The organism is Dolichospermum sp. UHCC 0352 (assembly GCF_009711925.1).
GTDB classification, from domain to species: domain Bacteria; phylum Cyanobacteriota; class Cyanobacteriia; order Cyanobacteriales; family Nostocaceae; genus Dolichospermum; species Dolichospermum lemmermannii.
Map to the genome: position 1 here is coordinate 1 of NZ_VIKY01000214.1, position 24,111 is coordinate 24,111.

Genomic DNA, 24,111 nt, shown 5'->3' on the forward strand with positions numbered 1-24,111 from the left:
CCAAATGCTTCGCCCGTACAGTTGTCAGTTGTTCGTTGTTATTAATTTTCTGATTTTTAATTTTTAATTCTCAATTTTGAATTGTTTATCTTCCCCATTTAAAAATGGCTGCACCCCAGGAAAGACCGGCACCAAAACCAGATGCAGCAATAATATCATTGGGTTTGATTTTCCCGGCTCGCACTGCTTCATCTAACGCCAGGGGGATAGATGCGGCGGAGGTGTTACCATAGTCGGATACATTACTGATCACTTTATGTTCGGGAATCTCTAAGCGTTCAGCAACGGAATTGATAATTCTTTGATTTGCTTGATGTAATACCAGCCAATCTATATTTTCAACTTTGAGATTAGCTGCAAACAGGGCTTTGTCTATTACTTCTGGGACTTTTTGCACAGCGAAGCGGTAGACTTCTTTGCCGTTCATGGTAATGGGGTGATATTTGCCTGTAGATACATGAATATCTGGTGTCAGTTCTGTGGTAGAGGCGTTATAGGACAGGTTAAGACAATTGTTTTGAGAACCATCGCTTTTGAGGCAAAATCCTAATAGGCGATCGCTCTTATTAGCCTGTAATACCACTGCCCCAGCCCCATCACCAAATAACACACAACTGCGTCTATCTTGCCAATCTACCCACCGAGAGAGGATATCAGCCCCAATTAAGAGTACATTTTGATAAACACCTGTTCTGATGTATTGTGCGGCTGTAACTAAACCAAAGACAAAACCAGAACAAGCGGCGGTTAAGTCAAAGGCGACTGCTTTGGTAGCACCTAATTCGCCTTGAACACGGCAAGCAGTGCCAAATAGGTCATCAGGGGTGGAGGTGGCCAATAAAATTAAATCTATGTCTGCTGCTGTGATCCCGGCGGCAGCAATGGCCTGTTGACTAGCCGCAGTGGCCAATGATGCCAGTGAGTCAGGGGGCAACGCTAACCGTCTTTGACGAATTCCTGTTCTTGAGGCAATCCACTCATCTGATGTTTCTACCAGTTGAGTTAACTCTTGGTTGTGTAAACAAGTTGCTGGGACTGCTGAACCACTGCCTGTAATTGCTATACCACCGTTAAAAAAATTTTGCACTTCTTTTTTTCCTCAATTGTCAATTGTCATTTGTAAATTGTCAGTTGTCTTGTTTGTAAGCATTAATAACGAGTACCAATGACAATCCCAATTTTAGATTTGAGATCAAGAACAATAGATTTATAAAAGTAATTATGAATCTAAAATCCGCAATCTAAAATTGGATGACAAGTGACAAATGGCTGTTAGCGGAGGATCTCTACTTTTGAGAAGTAATAGTTAACTACTTTCATTTTGGAGAATTTGATATTGGGATTGAAGTCTTTCTAACACCTGATTATCTACGGCTTCTTTAGCCATGCGAATGGCACTAAAAATAGATGGTGCTTGGGAACTGCCATGACCAATAAAACAAATACCGCTGACACCCAAAAGCAAAGCGCCTCCATGTTCAGCGTGATCCATGCGCTGTTTAACGCGTTTTAAGTTGGGTTTTAAAATCGCTGTACCGATTTGACCGTGTATCCCTTGGGGTAATTCTTCTCGGAGAATTTGCAGAATTACTCCGCCAACTGCTTCAGCAAATTTTAATAAAATATTACCCACAAAGCCGTCGCAAACAATCACATCAAATTCACCGGACAATACATCACGCCCTTCAGCATTACCAGTGAAATTAATTTGAGTATTTTCCCGTAACAATTGGTGGGCGCGAAGAACTACTTCGTTACCTTTAGTATCTTCTTCGCCAATATTCAATAAACCTATTTTGGGATTTTCTGTTCCCAAAACATACTGACTGTAAATTGAACCCATGACTGCAAACTGCTCTAAAAACTTAGGGCGACAGTCTACATTAGCACCGACATCCAGGATCATTACTGGCTTGCCTGCTTTGATGGTGGGGAATACTGTGCCAATTGCTGGGCGGTCAATTCCCGGTAATCTTCCTAAGCGTAGCAAAGCTGAGGCCATGGCTGCCCCAGAGTGTCCAGCAGAAAATACAGCATCTGCTTGTTGATTTTTAACTAAATCCATCGCTATGTTGATGGAAGATTTCCGCTTGCGTCTAACTGCGTTGAGAGGATCTTCATCCATAGCGATCATTTCCTCGGCAGGAACAATCTCCAAATCCGCCATAGTTGTCTTTGGCGGCATTACAGCCTCGATTTGTTGGGGATCTCCAACCAGTAATATTTTTACACCCAATTCCTCTCGCGCCCGCAGTGCGCCGGCGACGATTTCAGCGGGTGCATGATCTCCCCCCATTGCGTCAATTGCGATCCTTACACCAGTCGATCCCATTGCTCAGAGCTTATAGAAACCTTACAAATTTTATCAGATTGCAATACTTAAAAATTCAGAATTCTCAAAAAAGCATAAGAAAATCTATTTTTTCTGCAACTAAGAGAATTCAGGAGCTTGCATTAATTGAAATATAACGATACCTAATTAAGCATACAGGTATTTTGAATAGGACTGGGAAAGGTAAGGTTAAAGCTTTTTTATGCTCTTTTACCGTTCACCGGAAAATATGTGAATGAACTACCCCTTGCTAATTACTATAAAGGCGTTTTCTAGATGATAATAGACTGAAATTATAGCAGACCAAACAACAAAAATGAGATTTACAGTCCCCAGTAACTACAATTTTCTAGGCAGATTTTACCGACTGGCAAGCATCAGCGTGCTTGCTAATATGATGGTTCCTTTGGCTGGTTTGGTAGATATTGCTTTTTTAGGGCATTTAACAGATATTCGACATTTAGCAGGAGTAATTTTAGCAACTATTCTCTTTGATTATCTTTATCGAGTCTTAAAGTTCATGCGTTCTAGCACCAATGCTATAACGGCTCAAGCTGTTGGTAAAAATGATGATAAAGCAGTAGTTTTAGCTGGTTTACGGAGTGGTTTAATTGCTTTACTAGTGGGTTTAATTATTGTTTTATTGCAATATCCTTTACAAAAAATTGGTTTTTTCATTTTGAGTGGTTCTTCAGATATTGAATCTGCTGGAGTTGATTATTTTTATGCGCGAATTTGGGGCGCACCTGCTGTCCTCCTCAATTTTGTTTTATTTGGTTGGTTTTTAGGTAGAGAAATGAATTGGGTGATGCTATTAATGTCAATTGTCGGTAATGGTTCTAATGTATTGTTAGATTATTTGATGATTTCTAAATGGGGTTGGGCAAGTGTAGGGGCAGGTTTAGCAACAGCATTAAGCCAGTATTTAGCTTTAATCGTGGGTTTAATATGGATGTTTTTTACTATTCCTTGGCAAGCTGTACCAGCAGCCATTCAAGAATTATTTGATTGGGTAGCTTTAAAGGAAACTTTTGCGTTAAAAGGTAATATTTTGATTCGGTTTTTAGTATTAGTTTCTGTCTATTCTATTTTTACTAATTTAAGTGCAACCATGGGAACAACTGTTTTAGCGCAAAATGGTTTATTACTCCAAATTGCTCTTTTGAGTCAGTTTACAATTCAAGGGGTAGGAGTAACAATGCAAACCCTGACAGCGAATTTTAAAAGCAAAGACAATACTCAACAGATCATCCCTTTATTAATAGTTTCTTTAGTGACTAGTGTGGTGATTGCATTAGGTTTTGCCGGGACATCTATTTTCTTCCCTGATCAGGTATTTGGATTATTAACTAATCACACAGAAGTGAATCAAGAGATTAATCAATATACCATTTGGTTAGTGCCTATTTTAGTAATTACTGCCATTACTCTTATGCTAGAAGGTTATTTTATTGGCTTAAAGGAAGGGGCAACTTTACGTAATACGGTATTATTATCTTTTGTAGTGGGTTTTATCCCCTTACTAATTGCAGCTTGGTATTTTCATAATAATCATTTATTGTGGTCTACTTTATTGTCTTACATGACAAGTAATATGATTTTATTAGGTGTATCTGTACCCCAAACATTTAAAGATAAAAGTTTAGAAAATCAGCCATTAATTTCCAGATAAGACTCCCATTTGTTTTTTCAGATCCCCGACTTCTTCGAGAAGTCGGGGATCTTGTCTTGTCCAGATTAGAGGAAATTAAATTAACTCAAAACCCAGCTAACCAGTGTTCTCACACCAAAACCAGTTGCCCCTGCACCATTGTAGCCATGTTCCTTATCAGCCCAAACTGGTCCGGCAATATCTAAATGCGCCCAAGGGGTATCTTTAACAAACTGTTTGAGGAACAAAGCCGCAGTAATAGAACCGCCATAACGGGGTCCGGTATTTTTCATGTCGGCAATACCAGATTTAAGTCCGTCAAAATATTTGTCTTCCATTGGCATCCGCCAAATTTTCTCACCAGCACTATCAGCGGCTGTTTGCAGTTGGGAAGCTACCGCATCATCTGGTGTAAATAAACCAGCGATATCTTCACCCAAAGCTACCACACAAGCACCTGTGAGAGTAGCTAAATCAACGATCGCATCCACACCCAATTTATCAGCATAAACCAAGGCATCAGCCAAGGTTAACCGCCCTTCAGCATCGGTGTTATTAACTTCGATGGTTTTGCCATTTGATGCGGTTAAGATGTCTCCAGGGTGCATAGCCTTACCGCTAATCATGTTTTCGGTGACGGCGGAGATAAAGTGAACTTCTACATCTGGTTTTAACTGCCCAATGGCTTTGGCTGCACCTAAAGTTGCGGCTGCACCACCCATATCCATTTTCATGGTTTCAATGCCGCTACCAACCCCTTTAATGTTCAAACCACCGGAATCAAAAGTTACACCTTTCCCGATAATTGCCAGTTTTCGTCTCGGTGTGGTGGCTGGTTTGTAGATAAGGTGAATGAATTTTGGTGGTAAATCAGAAGCTTGGGCAACTCCCAAAAATGCGCCCATACCGAGGTTTTCACATTCTTCCTGTTCGAGAATTTCCAGTTCTAACCCGTATTCGTGAGCGATCGCTTGGGCAGTTTCTGCCATAGTAATAGATGTAACCGCGTTAGCTGGGGCTGCTACTAACTGTCTCGCCAAAATCACACCAGAAACAATTTGATTAGCACGGGCAATAGCAGCTTCTTGTCCTGCTAAACCAAGTAAATCAATAGTTTCGATTTGAGGATTTTTATCTTCTGGCTCAGATTTAAAGCGAATATCTTGGTAAAGTGCTAATTCTATGCCTTCAGTCAATGCTTGGGCTGTGGCGGCTGGATCATTGTTCCACAGTGGTAAACTGATTCCCAGGGTTTTGGTTTTTTGCTTTTTGGCGGTTCGGGCTACAGTAGCCGCAACCCGGCGTAAATTTTCTAATTTCAGCGCGTCTGGTTTCCCTAAACCCACCAAAATCAGCTTCCGCACGGCATGAGTCGCACCTAAGCGAATAACGATAGTGCTATTTACCTTACCTGTAAATTCTTCTTCGGCAATAACTTCTTGGAAAATTCCTGCATATTTATCATTTAAGCTGGCAAGATCACCAGTTAACTCTACTGCGTCTTCAAATAAGCCAATGGCTAAAGTATCACCAGTCCAATCTAATAATGCTGTATTTGTAGGTTGAATCGTCATTTTTGTAAGTTCTGTTGATCTTCTGTCATGTACCAGTATTGCTCAAATTTTCTGAATCATGGGCGTTTGACGCAACGTCTTGACAATCTGGTAGAATTAGAAACGATTTACAATTGTCCAATTTACAAAGTTTTATCTGTTTTTTAGAAATCTGCTGCTTGTAAAAATTATTAATATGTCTAAAGATACAAATCAACCCCAACTACCACCAACTAGTGCCATTGAGAGTGTAACTAATGTTGCATTTGAAAATTGGTTTGAATATCCAGTTAGGGCGCAACCTCACCACACGGACTATGCAGGTATTGTTTGGCATGGCACTTATTTGACCTGGATGGAAGAAGCACGGGTAGAATGCTTGCGTTCTATTGGCATTGAATTTGCTGATTTAGTGGCGTTAGGTTGTGATTTGCCTGTAGTGGAGTTGTCAATCCGTTATCATCGGTCGGTGCAGTTAGGGATGTCAGTCTTAGTAAAAACACGGATGGCTGAGGTGACTGGAGTGCGAATGAACTGGGACTATACCCTTGTTTCTCCTGATGGTCAGGATTTATACATTACTGCTCAGGTGACGTTAGTGGCTTTAGATCGGGAAAAGGGGAAAATTATGCGGCAGTTACCACCCGCGTTTCAAGATGCTTTAGCGAAGATTTCTGGATCTCGGAAGATTGGGTAATTATTAAAAATGAAAAATTAGATTTTTTAGGGCAATATCCAGGTTGAAATTGCCCAAAATTATCTACTTTTGTCTATCTAACCAAGTGACTAAATCAGATATTGCTGAAAAGTCTAAAAACTCTTCTCCTAATATTTCTAATTGTTCAGTGGATAATAAGCGCATCTTTTCAATTATTGGTAAAGATATTTCACCAAACCGCCGATTTAATTGACGATTCAAGAAACGAAAAGCTTCTTTTTGTTCTCCTATTTTTTCTCCTTTGAGTTCACCTTTTTGCAAAATATCCTGATAAATTACAGATTCTTGCATAATATCCTCGCTCAATAATTGACGAATTAGATTTTTCTCGAATCGCAAACCTGCTAAAATCTCTGTGTAAGCAGCAGTGTTCTGTCTGGCTGCCACATTTGTAATCTTAGCAATTTCTGTGGCTACTTGGGATAATAACCCTGGTGCGGAATTTGTTTTTGTTAATGGTGCTAATGGAAGTAATGCTGGATTATTGAGAAATAAATCTGAATCTTGTTCCCACATTCGGATGACTCGATAGCGATGATTTGTCATTTCATCAAGATAAGCTTCGGTAAAAGCGATTTCATTACTTGTTTCTTGTAAGAAAATCACTACTTGGGTGACAGGTAGATTATACTGTCTAACTAATCTGACAAAATAATCTAACATTCTTAATGGAATGGGTGTTTCTGATTTGGTGTTCGTTTGAAATTCTAGATGTAGGATTCTGTTGTTTGTTTGTAGCAATATAACGGAATCTGCGCGAATTGGTTCTATGCTGAGTTCTGTTTTTAAGACTTTGATTTTTTCCACTGTTTCCGGTAGCAACCAGTTGGCAAAATCAAGGGGATATTTTTCAGCTAAGATTTTACAAACATTATCAAAACTCACAATTTACACCGCTTAATAGATTTCAGCCTTGCAAATTTTCTTCCATCGGTAGATAATTGGGAAGAGTTGCTTTTAATTTTTAATTGTCACTTTTTCACTGGCGTTTGGGAGAAAGTTTGAGCAAATTGGCTGATTTGCTGCCAAATATCTTGGGGAGTAATACCGAAACCAAAGTATAATAACATGACAACAGCGGCAGAGATAATGGCCGTTTTAATCGTGGTTTTAATTAGTTTCCAGAGAATGATAAAAACTATCCAAGCTACTAATAAGGTAATAATCATAAAATTAGGAAATAGGGAATTGATACTGAGTTTTTTCCCAAATTAAACAGTAAAATCAGGATAATAAACTATTCTGGGGAAAAATTGCAACCTTCCTGGGCTAGATGCTTCTAATATATTGGTAAAGTGTAACTTTTACGCCAAATGGAAACCAGTTAGAAGCATGAATTACGAAATAGCTATTTTTTTAGTTATACATCGCTACTTTAATTACTTTCCGTGCCTTCATATCCATGAATACCTGTTCTAAATCCTGTAAAGGTCGGTGTTCACTAATAAGTAAGTCAAAAGGAATTGTACCACTAGCGATGAGCGATAAGGCTGCTTTCACATATTCTGGTGTATTGTGAAATACGCCTTTGAGAGTAAGTTCACTATAGTGCAATTGTTCGGTATTGACAGAAATTGTGGTATCTCTTGGACAACCACCAAATAAATTGATAGTTGCACCAGGACGACCGCAAGCGATCGCCGTTTCCCAAACACTCGGTACACCAGTAGCCTCTATAACTACATCTGCACCCCAACCAGCGGTTAATTCCCTAACTGTGTTGGCAATATCCGTAACTTGATGATAATTAAAAGTCTTTGCTGCACCGAACCTTTCACCAATTTCTAACCGTTGGTTATTCCCACCCCATAATATTACCTCAGTATATTTCGCTAATACTGCCACAAACATCAAGCCAATTGCGCCATCACCCAAAACCACTACTTTGTCATGGGGTTTGACACCAGAACGGCTGATACCATGTAATACACAAGCCAGCGGTTCAGTCATCGCCGCTAATACTAAGGGTAAATGTTTAGGAACTGGTAATAAATTATGCTCAACTATAGGAGCAGGAATTTTCAGATATTCCGCAAATGTCCCATTATTCCAAGTTAAATGGGGACATAAAGAATATTCTTGGCGTTGACAAAATAAACATTTCATGCAGGGAGCAGAATTATTTGCTACCACGCGATCGCCTACCCGCCAATTCGTCACCCCAGCGCCGACAGCGACAATCCGTCCTGCACCTTCATGACCAAACAGTGTCGGCGGTGTCAACATTTTAGCATGGCCACCACGTCGCCATACCTTCAAATCTGTCCCACAAGTAGTGGCTGCTTCCACCTGAATCACCACCTCGCCGGCTTCGGGAGTCGGGTCAGGAACTTGTTCTAGGCGTAAATCTTCTTGTCCGTAGAGTAGTGCTGCTAACAAAATTTTTCACCCATAAAAAAGAAGTATGGCTTAAACCACGCTATCAAAACCTATTAAATACGCTTTTATACCATACTTAATGACATCGGCATATATTTTGTATTGAAAATTAGCAATTCCTGCTTTTACCTAAATTTATGCTGATGAGTTTTCTATTCCCCATGTTGAAAAATTCAAGAACTCAAAGCCGTTTGGGGTAAAACTTCTTGATTATGGGTTTCCAACTTAGATAGTAGATTAGATCCACTACTTGTATTTAAAACTGGTACTTCTTGTCTACAGGAAAGACAAAACCAATAAACCTCATGATGACGGACATGACGCAGAATTGAACCTCCACAACAGGGGCAGGTGTTAACTATGATACTCATAAAATGTCCTCCTTAAAAAAATTAAACCCTGGCAATGTTATGATTGATCTCGACATCACCATTAAACAATTCAAAATTCTAAATTTATGGTTTATTTAGTAACATTCATTTTTTATAGTTTTTTATTCCCCCATTCGCAATTCTCAGATTTAGAGAAATTGGTGGTAAAAACCTCTCAATAAATGCTAAATTAACCAGCTTTATGGGATATTTATCCAAGCTGATTCTTTGATCAAACCAATGAAAACCTGTGAGAACATTATCAAACTATAAACTAGTATAGTCCTTATTCATCTATCTTAGGGATCATAAATATATAATTTTCATGAGATAATTACTTTACCATTATTTTGCAGTCGTTTTAATAATTAACTCATGAAAATTGCTACTTGGAATGTGAATTCTGTGCGGACACGTTTAGAACAGGTTATCAATTGGTTAACAGAAAATCCGGTTGATGTTTTGTGTTTACAAGAAACCAAAGTCATAGACAAGGACTTTCCTAATCTTGCGTTTGAAAATTTAGGCTATTATCCGTATATTTCCGGGCAAAAATCTTATAATGGTGTGGCTTTAATTAGTCGTCAACCTTTGACAGATGTAAATGTGGGTTTTGGTGCTATTTTGCCAGAAATAGCATCAGCATGGGATGAACAAAAACGGGTAATTTCTGGTGTAATTGAAGGAGTAAGAATTGTTAATCTTTATGTTCCCAATGGTTCAGCTATCGGTAGCGACAAGTATGAATATAAGTTAGGCTGGTTAAAAATTCTCAAGGAATATTTACAGACTTTACTATTATCAAATTCTGCTATTTCTATGTGTGGTGATTTTAATATTGCCTTAGAAGATATAGATATTAATGATAAGGTAAAGATAGATAATCACATTATGGCATCTGCATTAGAACGTCAAGCGTTACGAGATGTTCTCAGTTTAGGTTTTGGAGATGCTTTTCGTAAATTTAACAACGCAGGAGAAAATTATAGTTGGTGGGATTATCGGACTGCTGCTTTTAAGCGTAATTTAGGTTGGCGAATAGATCATCATTATCTTACACCAACTTTGTATGAACGCGCCCAAAGTTGCACTATTGATATTGAACCCCGGAAGTTAGTTCAACCTAGTGATCATACACCAGTAATTCTGGAATTTTAACAGATTTTAGATTTCAGATCCCCGACTTCTCAAAGAAGTCGGGGATCTAGTTTTTCTTGTTTTTCAATTATCTCCCTAACAATAAACCTCTAAAGAAATAAATCATATTTGTGAATATCTGTTCTATCCATAATATAGACTGATCTAACCATTCCAGAATTTGTTCTAATGGGTGTTTTTCATAACCTAATGATGTGGCAGAAATATCAATCCAGTCAGGCTTAAAATTAAATCCTTGGCTGGTTTGACTATCTATTTCTGGAAATTCCTCATTTTTGGGTTCGGTTGCTTGCTGACCTATTTTGCGGTGAATCTTAGAGAATTCTCTTTTTGCTTGAGGTTGCTGTACTGATTCCTCAAGTTTGGTATTCGTTTCACCAAATAAATCATTCCATGTCAACCAATTATCTCCTAAAGAATCACGAGAATCTAACTGATTATTTGATGATAAAACCTTTTTAAAATCAGATTTATTTTGGAGTTTTTCTGGAGAAGAATTTGAGTCAATTTGATAATTATTTCTACCTCCAAAAAAGTAATTTATCGCGGCTGCTATTAAATCAGAAATTTGTAGTTGCGGAGATTTTAAATCATCGTGATTAACTGCTAATCCATTAACCTGATTTTGGAAATGATTGACAATTTCCTGGCTATGTTTTTGGACAGGAACTAAAGCCGTAGTTTCTAAATTAGCAATTAATTGATCGAGAAATCCAAAAAGTTTAATGGGATTTAATAGAGATTTTCGTGCTATGATAGAATCTTCGTCAGTTAGCTTATTCAGCAGATGATCAATTTTGGGCAATAATTCTTTTTGCTGGTAAGCAATTAATTGTAAAGAATACCGATATTCGCTAATTTCGCTATTAATTCTATCTGCTAATTTGACGTTTTGCTGCGGTGTTAAAACATCGAAAATCCGATTATCAGCACTGACTAAGACTAAGTTTCGGGTTTGTAATTCTATAGCAATTCCCTGTACCGTGGGTATATGCTGTTGGAGAGTATTTTCTGAAGTTGGAAAATTCGGCTTGGGAAAAATTTTCTCCCACAAAGATCCTAAAAATGTGAAGGGATTTGTTTTTGGGGAAGTTGGTAAATCAGCATCTCCAGGAGGAAGATTTTTGACAACATCTAATATAATTTGAATTGGTGCGTCACTAGAGGGGAGAGTTGCTGAATGTAATTGTTTTGCTGTGCCATTTTGTTGCCATAATTGGTAAAGTGGATAAAGTAGAGAACCTACACCCAACCCAGTAGCAACTTGCAAATTTTTGACGGTGTTTTCCCATTTTTGTGTCAACCGTCGAGAATGCTGGTAGACAAAGTTAAAGAGTTTGCTTTGATAGCGGTTTGAAGAATCGGAAGACATGGTAGGTAATTATGTGTAAGTTGTAGGGTGAGGTTATGAAACTCCCAGCAAGTTGTAAATTTTCGTCAGTGTCAATTATTTATATTATTTTATTGGCAATATGAATCTCCCTGTATCCTCATTAAATACCAAATCTATATCCACAGCAATTGAAAATTTGCGTTCTTGTTGTCAAGTTGATATCCAGTCCACCTGGAGATATCAGGAAACTGACGAGGTAGTTACTGATTTTATCCCATTTAGTTTAACTGATTGGCTACCTGTTGAGCTAAATGAAAAAGATCATATTTTCTGGAAAGGGGGAAAACAGGTATTATGGTTAGGACAAAAATTTTCTGTTCCTGAGAATTTACACAACTTTCCGTTAACGGGTTTGTCTTTGCGCGTGGCTTTGGTATGGTGGGCAGATTTAGCGGAAGTATATGTTAATGATAAGTTAGTATTGACGGGAGATTTGTTTGATTCTTCACCGCGAGTATTACTCAGTTCTAGTGTAACTCCTGGGGAAGAGTTTACCATAGCTTTGCGGTTGGTGAGTCCGGGACATTGTGATGGGGCGTTGATGCGATCGCTTGCAATTTATGAATCAACAGATTACAATCATCCTGATGCTGGTTTTATTGCTGATGAATTAGCAGTTACGGAAATTCTTATCCAAAACTTCGCACCAGAAAAAATTCCAAATCTAGCTAGGGAAGTTGAGAAAGTTACAAATCTTAAAGACGCAGAAAATCAAGATTGGAAAACATATTTGGTGAATTTGCGAGAAACCTATGTGGGTTTAGCTGAATTTATCAACGCCCAAAAATATAAAATCAATTTATTAGGTCATGCCCATTTAGATTTAGCATGGTTATGGCCTGTAGCAGAAACTTGGAAAGCAGCACAAAATACTTTTGAGTCAGTTTTACAACTCCAAAAAGATTTTCCCGAATTGATATTCTGTCATACCACACCGGCGTTGTATGCTTGGGTAGAAGAAAATCGTCCTGACTTGTTTAGAGAAATTCAAAACCAAGTTAAAGCCGGAAAATGGGAAGTTTTGGGAGGTTTTTGGGTAGAACCGGATTTAAATTTAATTGCTGGTGAGTCTATAGTTCGTCAGTTATTATATGGACAAAGGTATTTTTTGCAGAAGTTCGGAAAAACATCTTCTGTAGTTTGGGTTCCCGATACCTTTGGTTTTTGTGCGACATTACCCCAATTTTTAGCAAATGCGGGAATTGAATTCTTTGTGACGCAAAAACTCCGCTGGAATGATACAACTAAATTTGATTATGACTTATTTTGGTGGCGATCGCTCGATGGTAGTCAAACATTAAGTTTCATGTCCGCACCTATCGGCGAAACCATCGAACCTGTTAAAATGGCCAAGTACGCTTGTGAGTGGAAAACTCAAACAGGTTTACAAGATTCCCTTTGGCTTCCCGGAGTTGGTGATCATGGTGGTGGTCCAACTCGTGATATGCTGGAGACTGGAAGACGTTGGGAACATTCCCCAATTTTCCCCAAGTTAGAATTTACAACTTCGGAAAAATATCTTCAATTCATAAAATCTGAAAGTCAAAATTTACCAGTTTGGGAAAACGAACTTTATTTAGAATTCCACAGAGGATGTTATACTACCCACGCAGATCAAAAACGCTGGAATCGTAAATCTGAACATCTATTATATAGTGCTGAGTTATTCGCAACTTTAGCAAATATCCTTTGTGGTGCGAAATTTCCGCAAACAGAAATAGAAACCGCGTGGAAAAAAGTTTTATTTAACCAGTTTCACGATATTTTACCCGGTTCTTCCATTACCCAAGTTTATGAAGACGCTTTACCGGAATGGGAAGCGGTGGAAAAAATGGGAACGAAAATATTAGAAGAGTCCTTAATCGGAATCACATCCAAAATCAATATACCACAACCTCCCAATTCTGAAAGTATTCCCGTCATAATTTTTAACTCTCTCAACTGGGAACGTGCGGAAGTTGTTACAGTTGACTTATCAAAAATCATCACCCCAAATTATCCAACCTGGAAAGTTGCTGATATTCAAGGAAAAGAAATTTTATGCCAAAACTGCGAAAATTCAACTTTATTATTTTTCGCAACCATCCCATCTATAGGTTACAGCATTTTCTGGATTTCTCCCTCTTCCCCCCAGCCGAAAATATTCCCCAAAAACTGGATATTAGAAAACGAATATCTGCAAATTCAAGTTAACCCCGAAACCGGAGATTTAACCAGCGTCTTTGATAAAATTAAACAAAGGGAAATTTTAACCGGTGCAGGAAATCAACTTCAAGCTTTTACCGACAGCGGCCAATATTGGGATGCTTGGAATATAGATCCCAATTATAACACAAAACCCCTCCCTCCAACCGAATTAAAATCAATTCAATGGCAAGAATATGGAGAAATTCACCAACGGTTGCGAGTAGTGCGTCAACTGGGAAAATCGGAATTTTGCCAAGATTACATTTTGGAACTTGGTTCACCAATTTTGAAAATAACTAATACTGTAAATTGGCAAGAAAATCAGGTATTAGTAAAAACAGCCTTTCCTCTCAATCTCCAAGCCGAATTTGCCACCTATGAAATCCCCTGTGGTGCTATTCGTCGTCCCACAAATCCCCAAACCCCCGCAGAGAAGGCAAAATGGGAAGTCCCCGCTTTACATTGGGCAGATTTAACCACAGATACAGAAATCGGAAAATACGGAGTTAGTCTCCTCAATGATTGTAAATATGGTTACGATGCCCAACCTAACCAACTGCGTCTGACTTTGCTAAGAAGTTCCCATTGGCCAGACTCCCAAGCTGATAGAGGAATACACGAATTTACCTATAGTTTATACCCTCATTTGGGCAGTTGGGAAGAAGCAGAAACTGTAAAACGTGGTTATGAGTTAAACGTGCCTTTTGAAGTATTAGTAAATCCAGATAATTATCAATGTAATTCAGATGGTTGTCAAAGTCAAAGTTTTCTAGATTTATCAGCGGATAATTTGATTTTAATGGCACTTAAACCCAGTGAAGATGATTCGGAGAAATTCATTCTTCGCTTTTATGAATGTCATGGAAAAACAGCGAATTTATCTTTACAAAGTGAGGTTTTAAGTTTAGGAGAACCAGTTGATTTATTAGAGAATTGTCTTAAATTAGAAGAAAATATTCAACCTTGGAAAATTGTGACATTTCAAGCCACATTAATTAATTGTTCTCAGGATTTAGCTAAAGATAAATGTTTACCATTTTCTTTGTAAATAATTACTGTAAAGGTGCGAATTTTCATAAGTTTTATTGCTGAATTTCCTCCTTTTCTGTATTGACAAATACTGATGCAATCTAATAAAATAGAAAGGGCTAATCTTTTTCAAAAATAACTTATGGGAATTGAAGAATTATTGCTACCATTTCGAGAACAAATATTAAAAATTGCCACTAAGTATGGTGCTTATAATCTGCGAGTTTTTGGTTCTGTTGCTAGAGGTGAAGCAACACCAGATAGTGATATAGATTTTTTAGTAGAACTTAAACCACAAAGTAGTTTATTTGATTATATTGGTTTAATGCAAGATTTAGCAGCATTGCTAGGACGAAAAGTGGATATTGCTGAACCTGGTAATTTACATGAATTAATTAGAGATAAAGTATTAAGTGAGGCTGTACCTTTATGAAAGATGAGCGTTTGTATTTAAGTAATATTAAAGAATGTATTGAACGAATAGAAGAATATACGAAAGGTGGTAAAGAGGAATTTATGCAAAACAAGATGATTCAAGATGCTGTAATTCGCAATTTTGAAATCATTGGGGAAGCAACAAAGAGATTATCACCTGAGTTGAGAAGTCAATATTCTGACGTTCCTTGGCAGCAAATGGCAGGTTTACGAGATGTTTTAATTCATGATTATTTAAAGGTAAATCTTAATTTAGTTTGGCAAATTATTGAACAAAATTTATCTAATTTGAAAAGACAAGTTACAGCAATTTTGCAAAATCCATAACATCTCGTAGGGGTTTAGCATTGCTAAACCCCTACAGAATGTCAATATATTCAATAATGTAATGGCTTTATTTTTCAGGAATAGCAGATAACAAACAACGTAAAGCACGATTCACATCTTCTGATGTTTGAAAAACTTTATTCTTCATCAGGATCAAGAATTACAGTAATTTTATTTTCTGAGGTAGTAGAAAACCGATTAGGACGAGCTTTTGTATAATCGAAATTATACTCTGGTAATAAATCATCAGCATCAAAATCATCTTCTTGATTCATTGGTGTTTTGTTCATAAATCTTTGTTTAAACTAGAGATATAGTTTTTATAGATTTTCTATAAATTCTTCAGGAGTAATTTGTGCTTGTTTAAGAACACCGCTTAATGTACCTACTTTTAATTCTGGATGTAATGGTACAACACAACCAACTTCTCCATTAATTGTTTGTTTTTTCATGATTACATGACTACCTGTTTGTCTAATTTGATAAAAACCCATACGTTCTAATGTCCGAATTGCTTCTTTACTAGAAATTCGTGGTAATTTAGGCATAAGTAACCTCTATGCTAGTCACATATCTAGGAGAGGTTTCTGGTAAAGGAAATTCTTCTAAATAAAGTCGTGTTGCTTCTTTTAAACCTGTTATTGCTTGTTCTATAGTTTCTCCTTGATCTACAGTACCAACTTCTGGACATTCAGCGATATACATATCATCTTCTTTGTAAATAATTACTGTAAAACTGCGACTTTTCATAGTTTTTATGAGGGTTACATCTAGGTTTATTTTAACATAAAAGGTAAGGGTTTAGCATTGCTAAACCCCTACAATATTATCATTATTTCAAGCTGTAGCAAACTCTGTGAAAACTCTTTTACTGGGATGATGGAAACCCAAAACAATATCATTTTGCGGTATTCCTGCTGATAGTAAATCATCAACTACACATAAATCTGTTGCATCTTCTTCCACCCAAACTTTGCCGTTTTTAATGGTAATATAAATGATGATATGCTGTATTTGCTTTTTATCTTCCCAACCAAAACGAAACCACATATATTGATCTCTGGTTTCATCAAATGCTAAACGTTCACTAACTTCAAATTCATATTTTTTTGAAATTTGAGTATTACTCATTTCGTAATATTCAGTCAATATTTTTTTGATAATATTCCGGTATTGTTCTAGTTTATCCATTGCTGAATTTCCTCCTTTTCTGTATTAACAACTATTAACAGTAGGTGATTTTCCTGCATTACTGCTTGTACAGATTTTCGTTGAAAAAATTTCTCATAGACAACATCATCAATAGCTAAATAGAGTTTATATTCTGGTGCTGTAAGTTGAATGAGATTCCGATATACTATATATTGTCCCAAGGCGTTGTGAAAATCATACATCAGCGATTTGCTGACAAAACTTTTAATTTCCACAACTATTTTCTGTCCTTGACGTTCTGCTGCAATTGGTTTTTCTGCTGCTAGGTCTGCGTATAGTTCAGCATCCTCGTATTTGATAATATAAGGGTCGTCTGTGATAGTCCAACCGTCTTTTATCAATGCGTTTTTGACTTCGTTATGGTAGATATCTTTGGCTGGCATATTGGCATTATTTAATTATACTCTAATTGTAGTTTCAGGTAAGGGAAATTAGCAATTCTTGATTCTCGGTTAGCAGATGGGGTAATTGGTTGTTTTTGATTAGGGTTGGTTAATGTATGGGTGGAGAATAGAAGGTAAAATAAAGATAATGGTAGCTACAATTTATTCAAGAATTCTTGTGCTTTTTGAGCATTTTGTGTATTACCTTGTTGTTGATAGAGTTGTTTTGCCGTTTCTAAATCCTTAATTGCTTGTTGTTTATTACCTGTTAATAAGTACATCACCCCTCGTAGATTGTAGGCTAGGGCATATTGAGGATTAATTGCGATAGCTTGAGTATAATCAGTAATAGCTAACTCAATATTTTTTTGCTGTTGATAAGCAATTCCGCGATTAAGATAAGCATCTGCCAATTGAGGATTAATATTAATAGCTTGTGTATAATCAGCAATCTCTAACTCTGTTTTTTCTTGCTGACCATAAGCAATCCCACGCTTAACGTAAGCTTGTGCAAATTCAGGATTAATTTTTATCGCTTGAGTAAAATCAGAAATAGCTAACTCAATCTTTTTTTGCTGACCATAAATAACACCGCGATTAACATAAGCATAGGCATCTTGAGGATTAATATTAATAACTTGGGTAAAATCAGCAATCGCTAACTCAATCTTTCCTTGCTGACTATAAACAACTCCGCGATTATAATAAGCTTGTGCAAGTTGAGAATTAATATTGTAAGCTTGTGCAAATTGAGGATTAATTTTTATCGCTTGGGTATAATCTATAATTGCTAACTCGATATTTCCTTTCTGACTATAAGCAAGCCCACGATTATAGTAAGCTTGTGGAAACTGAGGATTAATTTTTATCGCTTGGTTATAATCAGAAATAGCTTGATCATGTTTTTTCAACTCGCTAAATATTTCTCCACGCATTTCATATAGTAAAAAATCTTTTTTCCTGTCTTCTCCTGATTCCACAATTGCTTGATTCATTGATTCTAAAGCATTTTCATATTGTTTTAAAATCCGACAAATTCCACTCTTCAATAAATAGGAACGATAAAAAGTTGGTTGTTTTTTAATTGCAGCATTTATAGCATTTACAGATAAATCATATTTTTTCTGTGCTGCCAAAATAAAAGCAGCATTGTAATGCGCTTCCCAAGAATTTGGATCTTTACTAACTGCATTTTCCATCGCTTCAATTGCACTCTCTGTATTACGAATTCGCCATAGTTGAATACCATAAGTTAGCCACTGTTTTCCAGTACCATTCACAGGGTCAGGTGCGGAAAAGGAAAAAGTCGGTACTGATGCTAAAATAAGAGAAGCTGCATCTACTGATTTAGCTTCATTTTTAGCGACATTTAATTGAGGTTGAGGTAACTGCCATAAACCATCTTCTTGATAAAATAAAAAACTTTCAATAGACAAACCCAAACTAAATCCTAAAACATTCGTTTCTGCGAAATTATGAATACCAACTAATTTCCCCTCTGTATCCCAAATTCCTCCCCCACTCATACCTGAATAACCTTCATTAGTATATGCTAATTCATATCCTCTAGGTTTAGCCCAAAAATCTCTTTCATTTGCATCTTGCACAATTCCCACACTAAATAGAGAAGGATGATTTAATTCTTCTCCCTTCCAACCATAAAGAAAAATAAGTTGTTTTTGCAACTCATAATCCCCCAAAGTAGCAACTTTATAAACCTGAGAACTACGAAACTGTAAAACAGCCATATCAAGTCCCTTTCTGGTGCGAATAGTCTGATTATCCACCTTATATACTTGTTTATCAGGTGCAACAACTTGATACTCCTGTTTATCTTCCACCACATGAAAGGCAGTTAACACATAATAAATATCCTTATCCTTAGCAATAATTACCCCGCTACCAATACCACCATTAGCTTTTTTAATCTGCACCGAAGACTGTTTAGCAATATCTAAAACCTTAGCCGGAATACCCCCAACTTTCCTAATTACCCTCTCAGGAAACAAAGCTAAATCAGGTGCAGCTTCATCCACTAAATTAACTGCAATACCCCAACTATAATTACCCCATTCCTTTAAAGTTTTCTCATCAGGTTGTTCACCTTGTAAATATCGAAAATCAGTTTGTAAAACCGGGTGAGCAAGTTTACTATTTATCCCCACCAAATAACCCTTTTCATTAATAATTGCTCCTCCACTCATCCCCTGTTGAATATCATTATCATAAGCTATTTGCTGTCCTTTAATTAACGGCTGATTTAAAAATAATTTCGCTGTACCTGTGGTAGTTTGCAAATTACCTTTAACATATCCTCCAGCAAAAACCTTTTCTCCTGGTTTAATATTCTCTTCCCCTAAACCAGCAACTAAATAAGTGGTTTCACTGCTAAAAGTCAATTTAGCTAAATCATATAAATCATCTTTTTTATTATCTTGTCTATCTACCTTAGAAAATTCAACGGGATAAACTTGATTATCTGGAGTGACAATTTTCACAGATTTAGCATTTTCTATCACATGATAATTAGTGAGAACAGTATAAAAGCCGTTTTGTTTTTTGATAATAGTTCCTGAAGCTGCTTCTTTATCATCAACTAGGACTTTAACAGTAATTTCTTTTAAGATATTATTTAATTCTGATTCTGATAAAGTCCCTGGTTTGCGTGCGAATAGGGAAGAACTACAACCAGTGATAATAATGGGAGAAGCGGGAAATAGGAGGATAAAGAATAATAACAGATGGGATAATTTGTGTAATTTCATAGATGGTACTCCTGGTATTTGATAATTTTGTTATTGGTTAATTTTCCGTTTGTTTCATAACCCGTCGGGGAATCAATTCCCCGTCTAATAGCGGAAGTCCGTTAAAACGGACTAAAAAATTCTTCCATTGGTATTTGATAATTTGGTTATTGGCTAATTTTCGATTTGCTTCATAACCCGCCTGGGAATGAATTCCCAGTCTAATAGCGCAAGTCCGTTAAAACGGACTAAAAAATCCAAAAAATCCTTCCATTCAGTCGGTTTTAACCGACTTTAGCTTTGAGACAGGGAATTTATTCCCTGGCTTTATTGGCTTTATTGGCTTTGTTCCTATCTTTATTTATTAAACACTTTGAATATATCAACAGTACAAGTTAAATTACTACGAGGTTTTACTGCACAAGAAGAAGTTAGATACGCTTTGGAGGCATCACCATTTAACACCGCAGTAAAAGATTTTAATTCCACATCAGCATCATCTGTATCTAATAATGTTAAAATCAAAGTATGACAATCTTTGCCTGTGCTGGTGCATAAAGACTTTAAGAGTTTGCGAGGGTCATTTTCAGCTTCAGAATAACCCCAAGTTAAATCTTTCAAACTTCCATTATCATAAGCAGTTTGTAATTTTGGTGTTACTTCCTGACATCTTCGTTGAGGAGGAAAACCAGCTTTTACAAAATTCGTGCGTTTCCACTCTATTAAATCTCGCGTTTTGTCTTGGTATTTAACCTTAGTAACAGGTTCTCCATTACCGTCTGTTTCACAGGAGAAAACAACCTTTTCAGATTTTTGACACGCTGTGAATGTGAGGTTTAAAATGAGTATACTTGGAAATAATAGCCACTGATAACTTTTCATAATTGGGATTGTCTTTGTGCTGGATTATTATCTTTATTGTCTGAATCAGGATGTCCAGGATTTAAGGATGTACAGGATGAATATGGGGATTTTATCACTAATTACCTATCTGTCACCCAAGCTTTAATTACATAATTACCACTTGCTGCTTTTGTTGATGTAATTTTAAATTGATAAGTACCCGTTTCTACCATAATAGAAGCGGTGAAATCATTATCTTTTGTTCCTACATTAGATACAGGATTAAAGTATTTATCATCTGGTTTCATCATCGTGAGTTGTGGTTGAAAATCATTGCTGATTATTTGCACTGTTAAATATTGTCTTTGATCACTTTTAAAAGTATAAACATCATAAGTTTTATTATTGGATAACTCTTTTTGATCTGATGATGTTAGTTGTCCTGATTTGGCTTTACCATCAGCTATTAGTTGATCATTAGATTTGGGTAATATGGACATAACAGCCATAACTACACTAATAATCAGGATGATTCCTGAAATAGTGCCAAGAATTAATTTCCAGGGAATTGGAGGTGCTGGAGGTGGGGGTGCTTGATTTCCCATTAATGCTTGTAAGCCTTCCTCGGCATTTTGAAAGCGTTTTGTATAATCCTCACAAATCATTTTATTTAAAATATCAGCAAATTCATGACTTACACTTGCTTTTTTTTGCCAATTTTCAGCTAGTAAAGGTGTATAACTGGGATCTTCTCCCGTGATAGCAAAGACTCCAATCATACCAATAGAATAAATATCACTAGCAAAAGATACTATTCCCAATAATATTTCTGGTGCAATATATCCTTTTGTTCCTCCCATAACTGAACCTACTTTTATTCCCGGAACGGTTACTTCTTTCGCTAAACCGAAATCAATGATAACTAATTTATTATCACTACTTCTGCGAATAATATTATCTGGTTTGATGTCTCGATGAATAATTGCATAACCAGGATTATTTTGAATGTACTCGAAGACTTCTAGAATCTCAATTAATAAAGATATCGTCTTTTCTTCTGATAATCTTTGATTTTGTCTGACGTCTTGACTTAAAGAATTTCCTTCAATATATTCTTGTACATAAAATTCTTCTCCACCTTCTGAAAATCGTTCATAAATTGTGGGAATTTGTTCATGTTTCTCACCAAGTTTACCTAATGCTTGCGTTTCTATTCTGAACAGCCTTAAATATTCTTGCCAATATTGATTTAATATTTCTTGCTGTTGTAAAATAGATAAGTTTTCAATATCTAATTTAGATGCAGTAGGTTTTTTGAGTTGTTTTAAAATCCGAATTGGTTGATTTGGATGATTAGAGTCTTTAACTTTATAGGTAATGCCAAAACCAGTATGATGAGACAAAAGATCGATAATTTTGTAACGTTCTCTCAGCAAAGTCCCTATTCGCAAGATATTATTCATAAATTATCTAAATTCAATATTGAATAATATACACCAGCAAAGCAAGAATTAATACTGAATCACAACCGGATGATCTGTGATAAACGTCTCCTCATACCCAATAACCAATTGACTTAATATTATGAATCAAACCTATACAACAGATGTCCTAGTAGTTGGTGGAGGCACAGGTGGAACAGCGGCTGCTATCCAAGCAGCACGACGAGGTGTAAAAACAATCCTTGTGAGTGAATTTCCCTGGTTAGGAGGAATGCTAACCTCTGCCGGTGTATCTGCACCAGACGGAAACGAATTACAAGCATTGCAAACAGGTTTATGGGGAGCTTTTTTACAAGAATTGCAACGTAGACAACCAGGGGGATTAGATCATAGTTGGGTCAGCTTTTTCAGTTATGATCCGCGGATAGGTGCAGAAATATTTGCCGACTGGGTGCGAGAATTACCGAATCTTCAGTGGATTTCGGGACAAGTGCCATTAGCAGTGTTGCGAACCCAAGACTGTATCACAGGTGTCCGCTTTGCAGATTTCACCGTCAACGCCAAAATTATCCTTGACGGCACAGAATTAGGAGACTTATTAGCATTAGGAGAAATACCTTACCGTTGGGGTTGGGAATTACAGTCAGAATGGAGAGAACCCAGCGCCCCAACAAATTTTAACTCCCTGACCCAAACTTATCCAGTCCAAGCACCAACCTGGGTAGTAGTCATGGAAGACTTTGGCGAAAATACCGCCCCAGCAATTCTTCCAGCCCCTAACTATGATCCATCTCAGTTTACAGGAGCTTGGGATAACTATAGTCCAGAAAAATTTTTGAACTATGGACGCTTACCAGCAGATCGATTTATGATTAACTGGCCTATTGCGGGCAACGATTACTGCCAAAATGCCAATCGGTTGCTAGACTCAGTGAAAAAGCGCGAATTTGTGCAAGAATGTTATTGGCACAGTCAGAATTTTGCCCATTTCATTCAAACCCAGTTTGGTAGGCGTTACGGATTAGCAGAAAACCTGTTTCCCCATCCTAACTCCGCCTTTGCCCTCCATCCCTATTATCGGGAAAGTCGCCGTCTAGTAGGCTTAACTACCGTTTGTGAACAGGATATTTTGCCTTTAGCCAACAGTAATACCGCATTACCATTTTCTGATGCTATCGCTGTTGGTAACTATGCCAACGATCACCATTATCCTGGTGTAGAGTTCTCACTGCAACCTAAATCTATCCGCTGGGGTGGAAGATGGACAGGAACACCCTTCACTATCCCCTATCGCGCCCTGGTTCCTGCTACTACAGATGGTTTGCTAGTTTGTGAAAAAAACATTTCCGTTTCCCACATCGCTAACGGCGCTACTAGACTTCAACCAATAGTCATGGGAATTGGACAAGCGGCAGGTATGGCAGCTTCTCTTTGTATTGTGCTAGAATGTCAACCCAGGGATTTACCAGTGAAGAGTTTGCAGGCTGCATTATTGACAGACGACGATGCACCTAGCCCAATTGTTCCCTTGTTTAACTTATTAACTAATCATCCCGATTGGTTGTACTGGCAAACTTATTATTTAGACCACCCAGAAGCTTATCCTGCCGATGGTAACTGTCCTTGTATTTTAGTCGATGAAGATAATAAATTAGATCTCGACTGCTTTACAGGCAGATTCCGACGACTGGGTGAGCAAAATTACCAATTTAATATTACAAATGACACCAATTTAACTACAACAAATTGGCAGCTTGTGACGTTGAAATCTGATATAGACCAACAACTGCAAGCTTTGACCCCAGAAAAAATACTCAAGATTTGGGGGCGACCAAATTTCTCTGGAAATTGGTTACTTGTTGAGCATCTTGAAGAAGTATAAAATGAACATTTATTCAGTAAACTACAATACTTTTTCCCGAATTTTCCGGACAGACATATAAAAGTTAAGTAT

At 37.1% G+C, this 24,111-nt stretch carries 23 protein-coding genes; 7 read left to right on the forward strand and 16 right to left on the reverse strand.

All coding sequences use genetic code 11. The features are described from left to right. Positions 1 to 85: 85 nt before the first annotated feature. Positions 86 to 1,087 (reverse strand): beta-ketoacyl-ACP synthase III, encoded by a 1,002-nt coding sequence (locus FJR06_RS14745; protein ID WP_015078293.1) that lies wholly within the window; start codon positions 1,085 to 1,087, stop codon positions 86 to 88. A 219-nt stretch (positions 1,088 to 1,306) separates the two neighbouring features. Further along, entirely contained in the window at positions 1,307 to 2,332 is a 1,026-nt protein-coding gene (gene plsX / locus FJR06_RS14750; protein WP_015078292.1) for a phosphate acyltransferase PlsX, read from the reverse strand. A 316-nt stretch (positions 2,333 to 2,648) separates the two neighbouring features. Between plsX and gntT the strand changes: the two genes are divergently transcribed. After that, the gene (gene gntT / locus FJR06_RS14755) at positions 2,649 to 4,004 is read left to right on the forward strand and encodes a guanitoxin biosynthesis MATE family efflux transporter GntT (RefSeq protein ID WP_168651702.1); all 1,356 of its coding nucleotides are present in this window, start codon (positions 2,649 to 2,651) and stop codon (positions 4,002 to 4,004) included. A gap of 80 nt (positions 4,005 to 4,084) precedes the next feature. Here gntT and FJR06_RS14760 read toward each other — a convergent pair whose 3' ends face one another. Next, a complete protein-coding gene (locus FJR06_RS14760) occupies positions 4,085 to 5,557 on the reverse strand; it encodes a leucyl aminopeptidase (RefSeq protein ID WP_168651703.1) in 1,473 nt (490 codons plus the stop codon). 175 nt (positions 5,558 to 5,732) lie between these two features. On the opposite strand from FJR06_RS14760, the gene FJR06_RS14765 reads away from it, so the two are divergent. Further along, positions 5,733 to 6,233, forward strand: a complete 501-nt coding sequence (locus tag FJR06_RS14765; RefSeq protein WP_015078289.1) for a thioesterase family protein — start codon at positions 5,733 to 5,735, stop codon at positions 6,231 to 6,233. A gap of 63 nt (positions 6,234 to 6,296) precedes the next feature. Here the strand turns inward: FJR06_RS14765 and FJR06_RS14770 are convergent, their stop codons facing one another. The 4 genes from FJR06_RS14770 to FJR06_RS14785 form a co-directional block, all read right to left on the reverse strand. Then, positions 6,297 to 7,139, reverse strand: coding sequence for a DUF4351 domain-containing protein (locus FJR06_RS14770; RefSeq protein WP_015078288.1), 843 nt, complete (start codon positions 7,137 to 7,139; stop codon positions 6,297 to 6,299). An 86-nt stretch (positions 7,140 to 7,225) separates the two neighbouring features. Beyond that, the gene (locus FJR06_RS14775) at positions 7,226 to 7,423 is read right to left on the reverse strand and encodes a hypothetical protein (RefSeq protein WP_168634219.1); all 198 of its coding nucleotides are present in this window, start codon (positions 7,421 to 7,423) and stop codon (positions 7,226 to 7,228) included. Positions 7,424 to 7,610: 187 nt separating this feature from the next. Then, positions 7,611 to 8,633: a zinc-binding dehydrogenase gene (locus FJR06_RS14780; RefSeq protein ID WP_168651704.1), complete on the reverse strand. Its 1,023-nt coding sequence runs from the start codon at positions 8,631 to 8,633 to the stop codon at positions 7,611 to 7,613. Between the two features lie 173 nt (positions 8,634 to 8,806). Continuing rightward, positions 8,807 to 9,004 carry a hypothetical protein gene (locus FJR06_RS14785; RefSeq protein ID WP_015078285.1) on the reverse strand — a complete coding sequence of 66 codons (198 nt, stop codon included), beginning with the start codon at positions 9,002 to 9,004 and terminating at the stop codon, positions 8,807 to 8,809. A 375-nt stretch (positions 9,005 to 9,379) separates the two neighbouring features. Between FJR06_RS14785 and xth the strand changes: the two genes are divergently transcribed. Continuing rightward, positions 9,380 to 10,162 carry an exodeoxyribonuclease III gene (xth, locus tag FJR06_RS14790; protein WP_168651705.1) on the forward strand — a complete coding sequence of 261 codons (783 nt, stop codon included), beginning with the start codon at positions 9,380 to 9,382 and terminating at the stop codon, positions 10,160 to 10,162. 67 nt (positions 10,163 to 10,229) lie between these two features. Here the strand turns inward: xth and FJR06_RS14795 are convergent, their stop codons facing one another. Next, positions 10,230 to 11,534 (reverse strand): hypothetical protein, encoded by a 1,305-nt coding sequence (locus FJR06_RS14795; RefSeq protein ID WP_168651706.1) that lies wholly within the window; start codon positions 11,532 to 11,534, stop codon positions 10,230 to 10,232. Positions 11,535 to 11,634: 100 nt separating this feature from the next. Between FJR06_RS14795 and FJR06_RS14800 the strand changes: the two genes are divergently transcribed. From FJR06_RS14800 to FJR06_RS14810, 3 genes are all read left to right on the forward strand, one after another. Then, a complete protein-coding gene (locus FJR06_RS14800; protein ID WP_168651707.1) occupies positions 11,635 to 14,790 on the forward strand; it encodes an alpha-mannosidase in 3,156 nt (1,051 codons plus the stop codon). Positions 14,791 to 14,913: 123 nt separating this feature from the next. Further along, positions 14,914 to 15,204, forward strand: coding sequence for a nucleotidyltransferase family protein (locus FJR06_RS14805; RefSeq protein ID WP_015078281.1), 291 nt, complete (start codon positions 14,914 to 14,916; stop codon positions 15,202 to 15,204). After that, complete coding sequence (locus tag FJR06_RS14810) at positions 15,201 to 15,533, forward strand: DUF86 domain-containing protein (RefSeq protein WP_015078280.1); 333 nt, start codon at positions 15,201 to 15,203, stop codon at positions 15,531 to 15,533. The genes FJR06_RS14805 and FJR06_RS14810 overlap by 4 nt, the downstream gene beginning before the upstream one ends. Positions 15,534 to 15,670: 137 nt before the next feature. Here FJR06_RS14810 and FJR06_RS14815 read toward each other — a convergent pair whose 3' ends face one another. The 8 genes from FJR06_RS14815 to FJR06_RS14850 all read right to left on the reverse strand — a co-directional run bounded on the left by FJR06_RS14815 (position 15,671) and on the right by FJR06_RS14850 (position 22,178). Beyond that, entirely contained in the window at positions 15,671 to 15,823 is a 153-nt protein-coding gene (locus FJR06_RS14815; RefSeq protein WP_254434433.1) for a hypothetical protein, read from the reverse strand. Positions 15,824 to 15,853: 30 nt separating this feature from the next. Beyond that, positions 15,854 to 16,081, reverse strand: coding sequence for a type II toxin-antitoxin system HicA family toxin (locus FJR06_RS14820; protein WP_015078279.1), 228 nt, complete (start codon positions 16,079 to 16,081; stop codon positions 15,854 to 15,856). Then, positions 16,074 to 16,283: a type II toxin-antitoxin system HicB family antitoxin gene (locus tag FJR06_RS14825; RefSeq protein ID WP_015078278.1), complete on the reverse strand. Its 210-nt coding sequence runs from the start codon at positions 16,281 to 16,283 to the stop codon at positions 16,074 to 16,076. Before FJR06_RS14825 ends, FJR06_RS14820 begins: the two co-directional genes overlap by 8 nt. Positions 16,284 to 16,370: 87 nt before the next feature. Next, complete coding sequence (locus FJR06_RS14830) at positions 16,371 to 16,724, reverse strand: XisI protein (protein WP_168651708.1); 354 nt, start codon at positions 16,722 to 16,724, stop codon at positions 16,371 to 16,373. After that, positions 16,712 to 17,128, reverse strand: coding sequence for a XisH family protein (locus tag FJR06_RS14835; protein ID WP_168651709.1), 417 nt, complete (start codon positions 17,126 to 17,128; stop codon positions 16,712 to 16,714). Before FJR06_RS14835 ends, FJR06_RS14830 begins: the two co-directional genes overlap by 13 nt. A gap of 155 nt (positions 17,129 to 17,283) precedes the next feature. After that, complete coding sequence (locus tag FJR06_RS14840; RefSeq protein ID WP_168651710.1) at positions 17,284 to 19,893, reverse strand: serine protease; 2,610 nt, start codon at positions 19,891 to 19,893, stop codon at positions 17,284 to 17,286. Between the two features lie 336 nt (positions 19,894 to 20,229). Next, complete coding sequence (locus FJR06_RS14845; protein WP_168651711.1) at positions 20,230 to 20,754, reverse strand: COP23 domain-containing protein; 525 nt, start codon at positions 20,752 to 20,754, stop codon at positions 20,230 to 20,232. Between the two features lie 101 nt (positions 20,755 to 20,855). Beyond that, a complete protein-coding gene (locus FJR06_RS14850) occupies positions 20,856 to 22,178 on the reverse strand; it encodes a serine/threonine-protein kinase (protein WP_015078264.1) in 1,323 nt (440 codons plus the stop codon). A gap of 118 nt (positions 22,179 to 22,296) precedes the next feature. Between FJR06_RS14850 and FJR06_RS14855 the strand changes: the two genes are divergently transcribed. Further along, positions 22,297 to 24,039, forward strand: coding sequence for an FAD-dependent oxidoreductase (locus FJR06_RS14855; RefSeq protein WP_168651713.1), 1,743 nt, complete (start codon positions 22,297 to 22,299; stop codon positions 24,037 to 24,039). Positions 24,040 to 24,111: the final 72 nt, after the last annotated feature.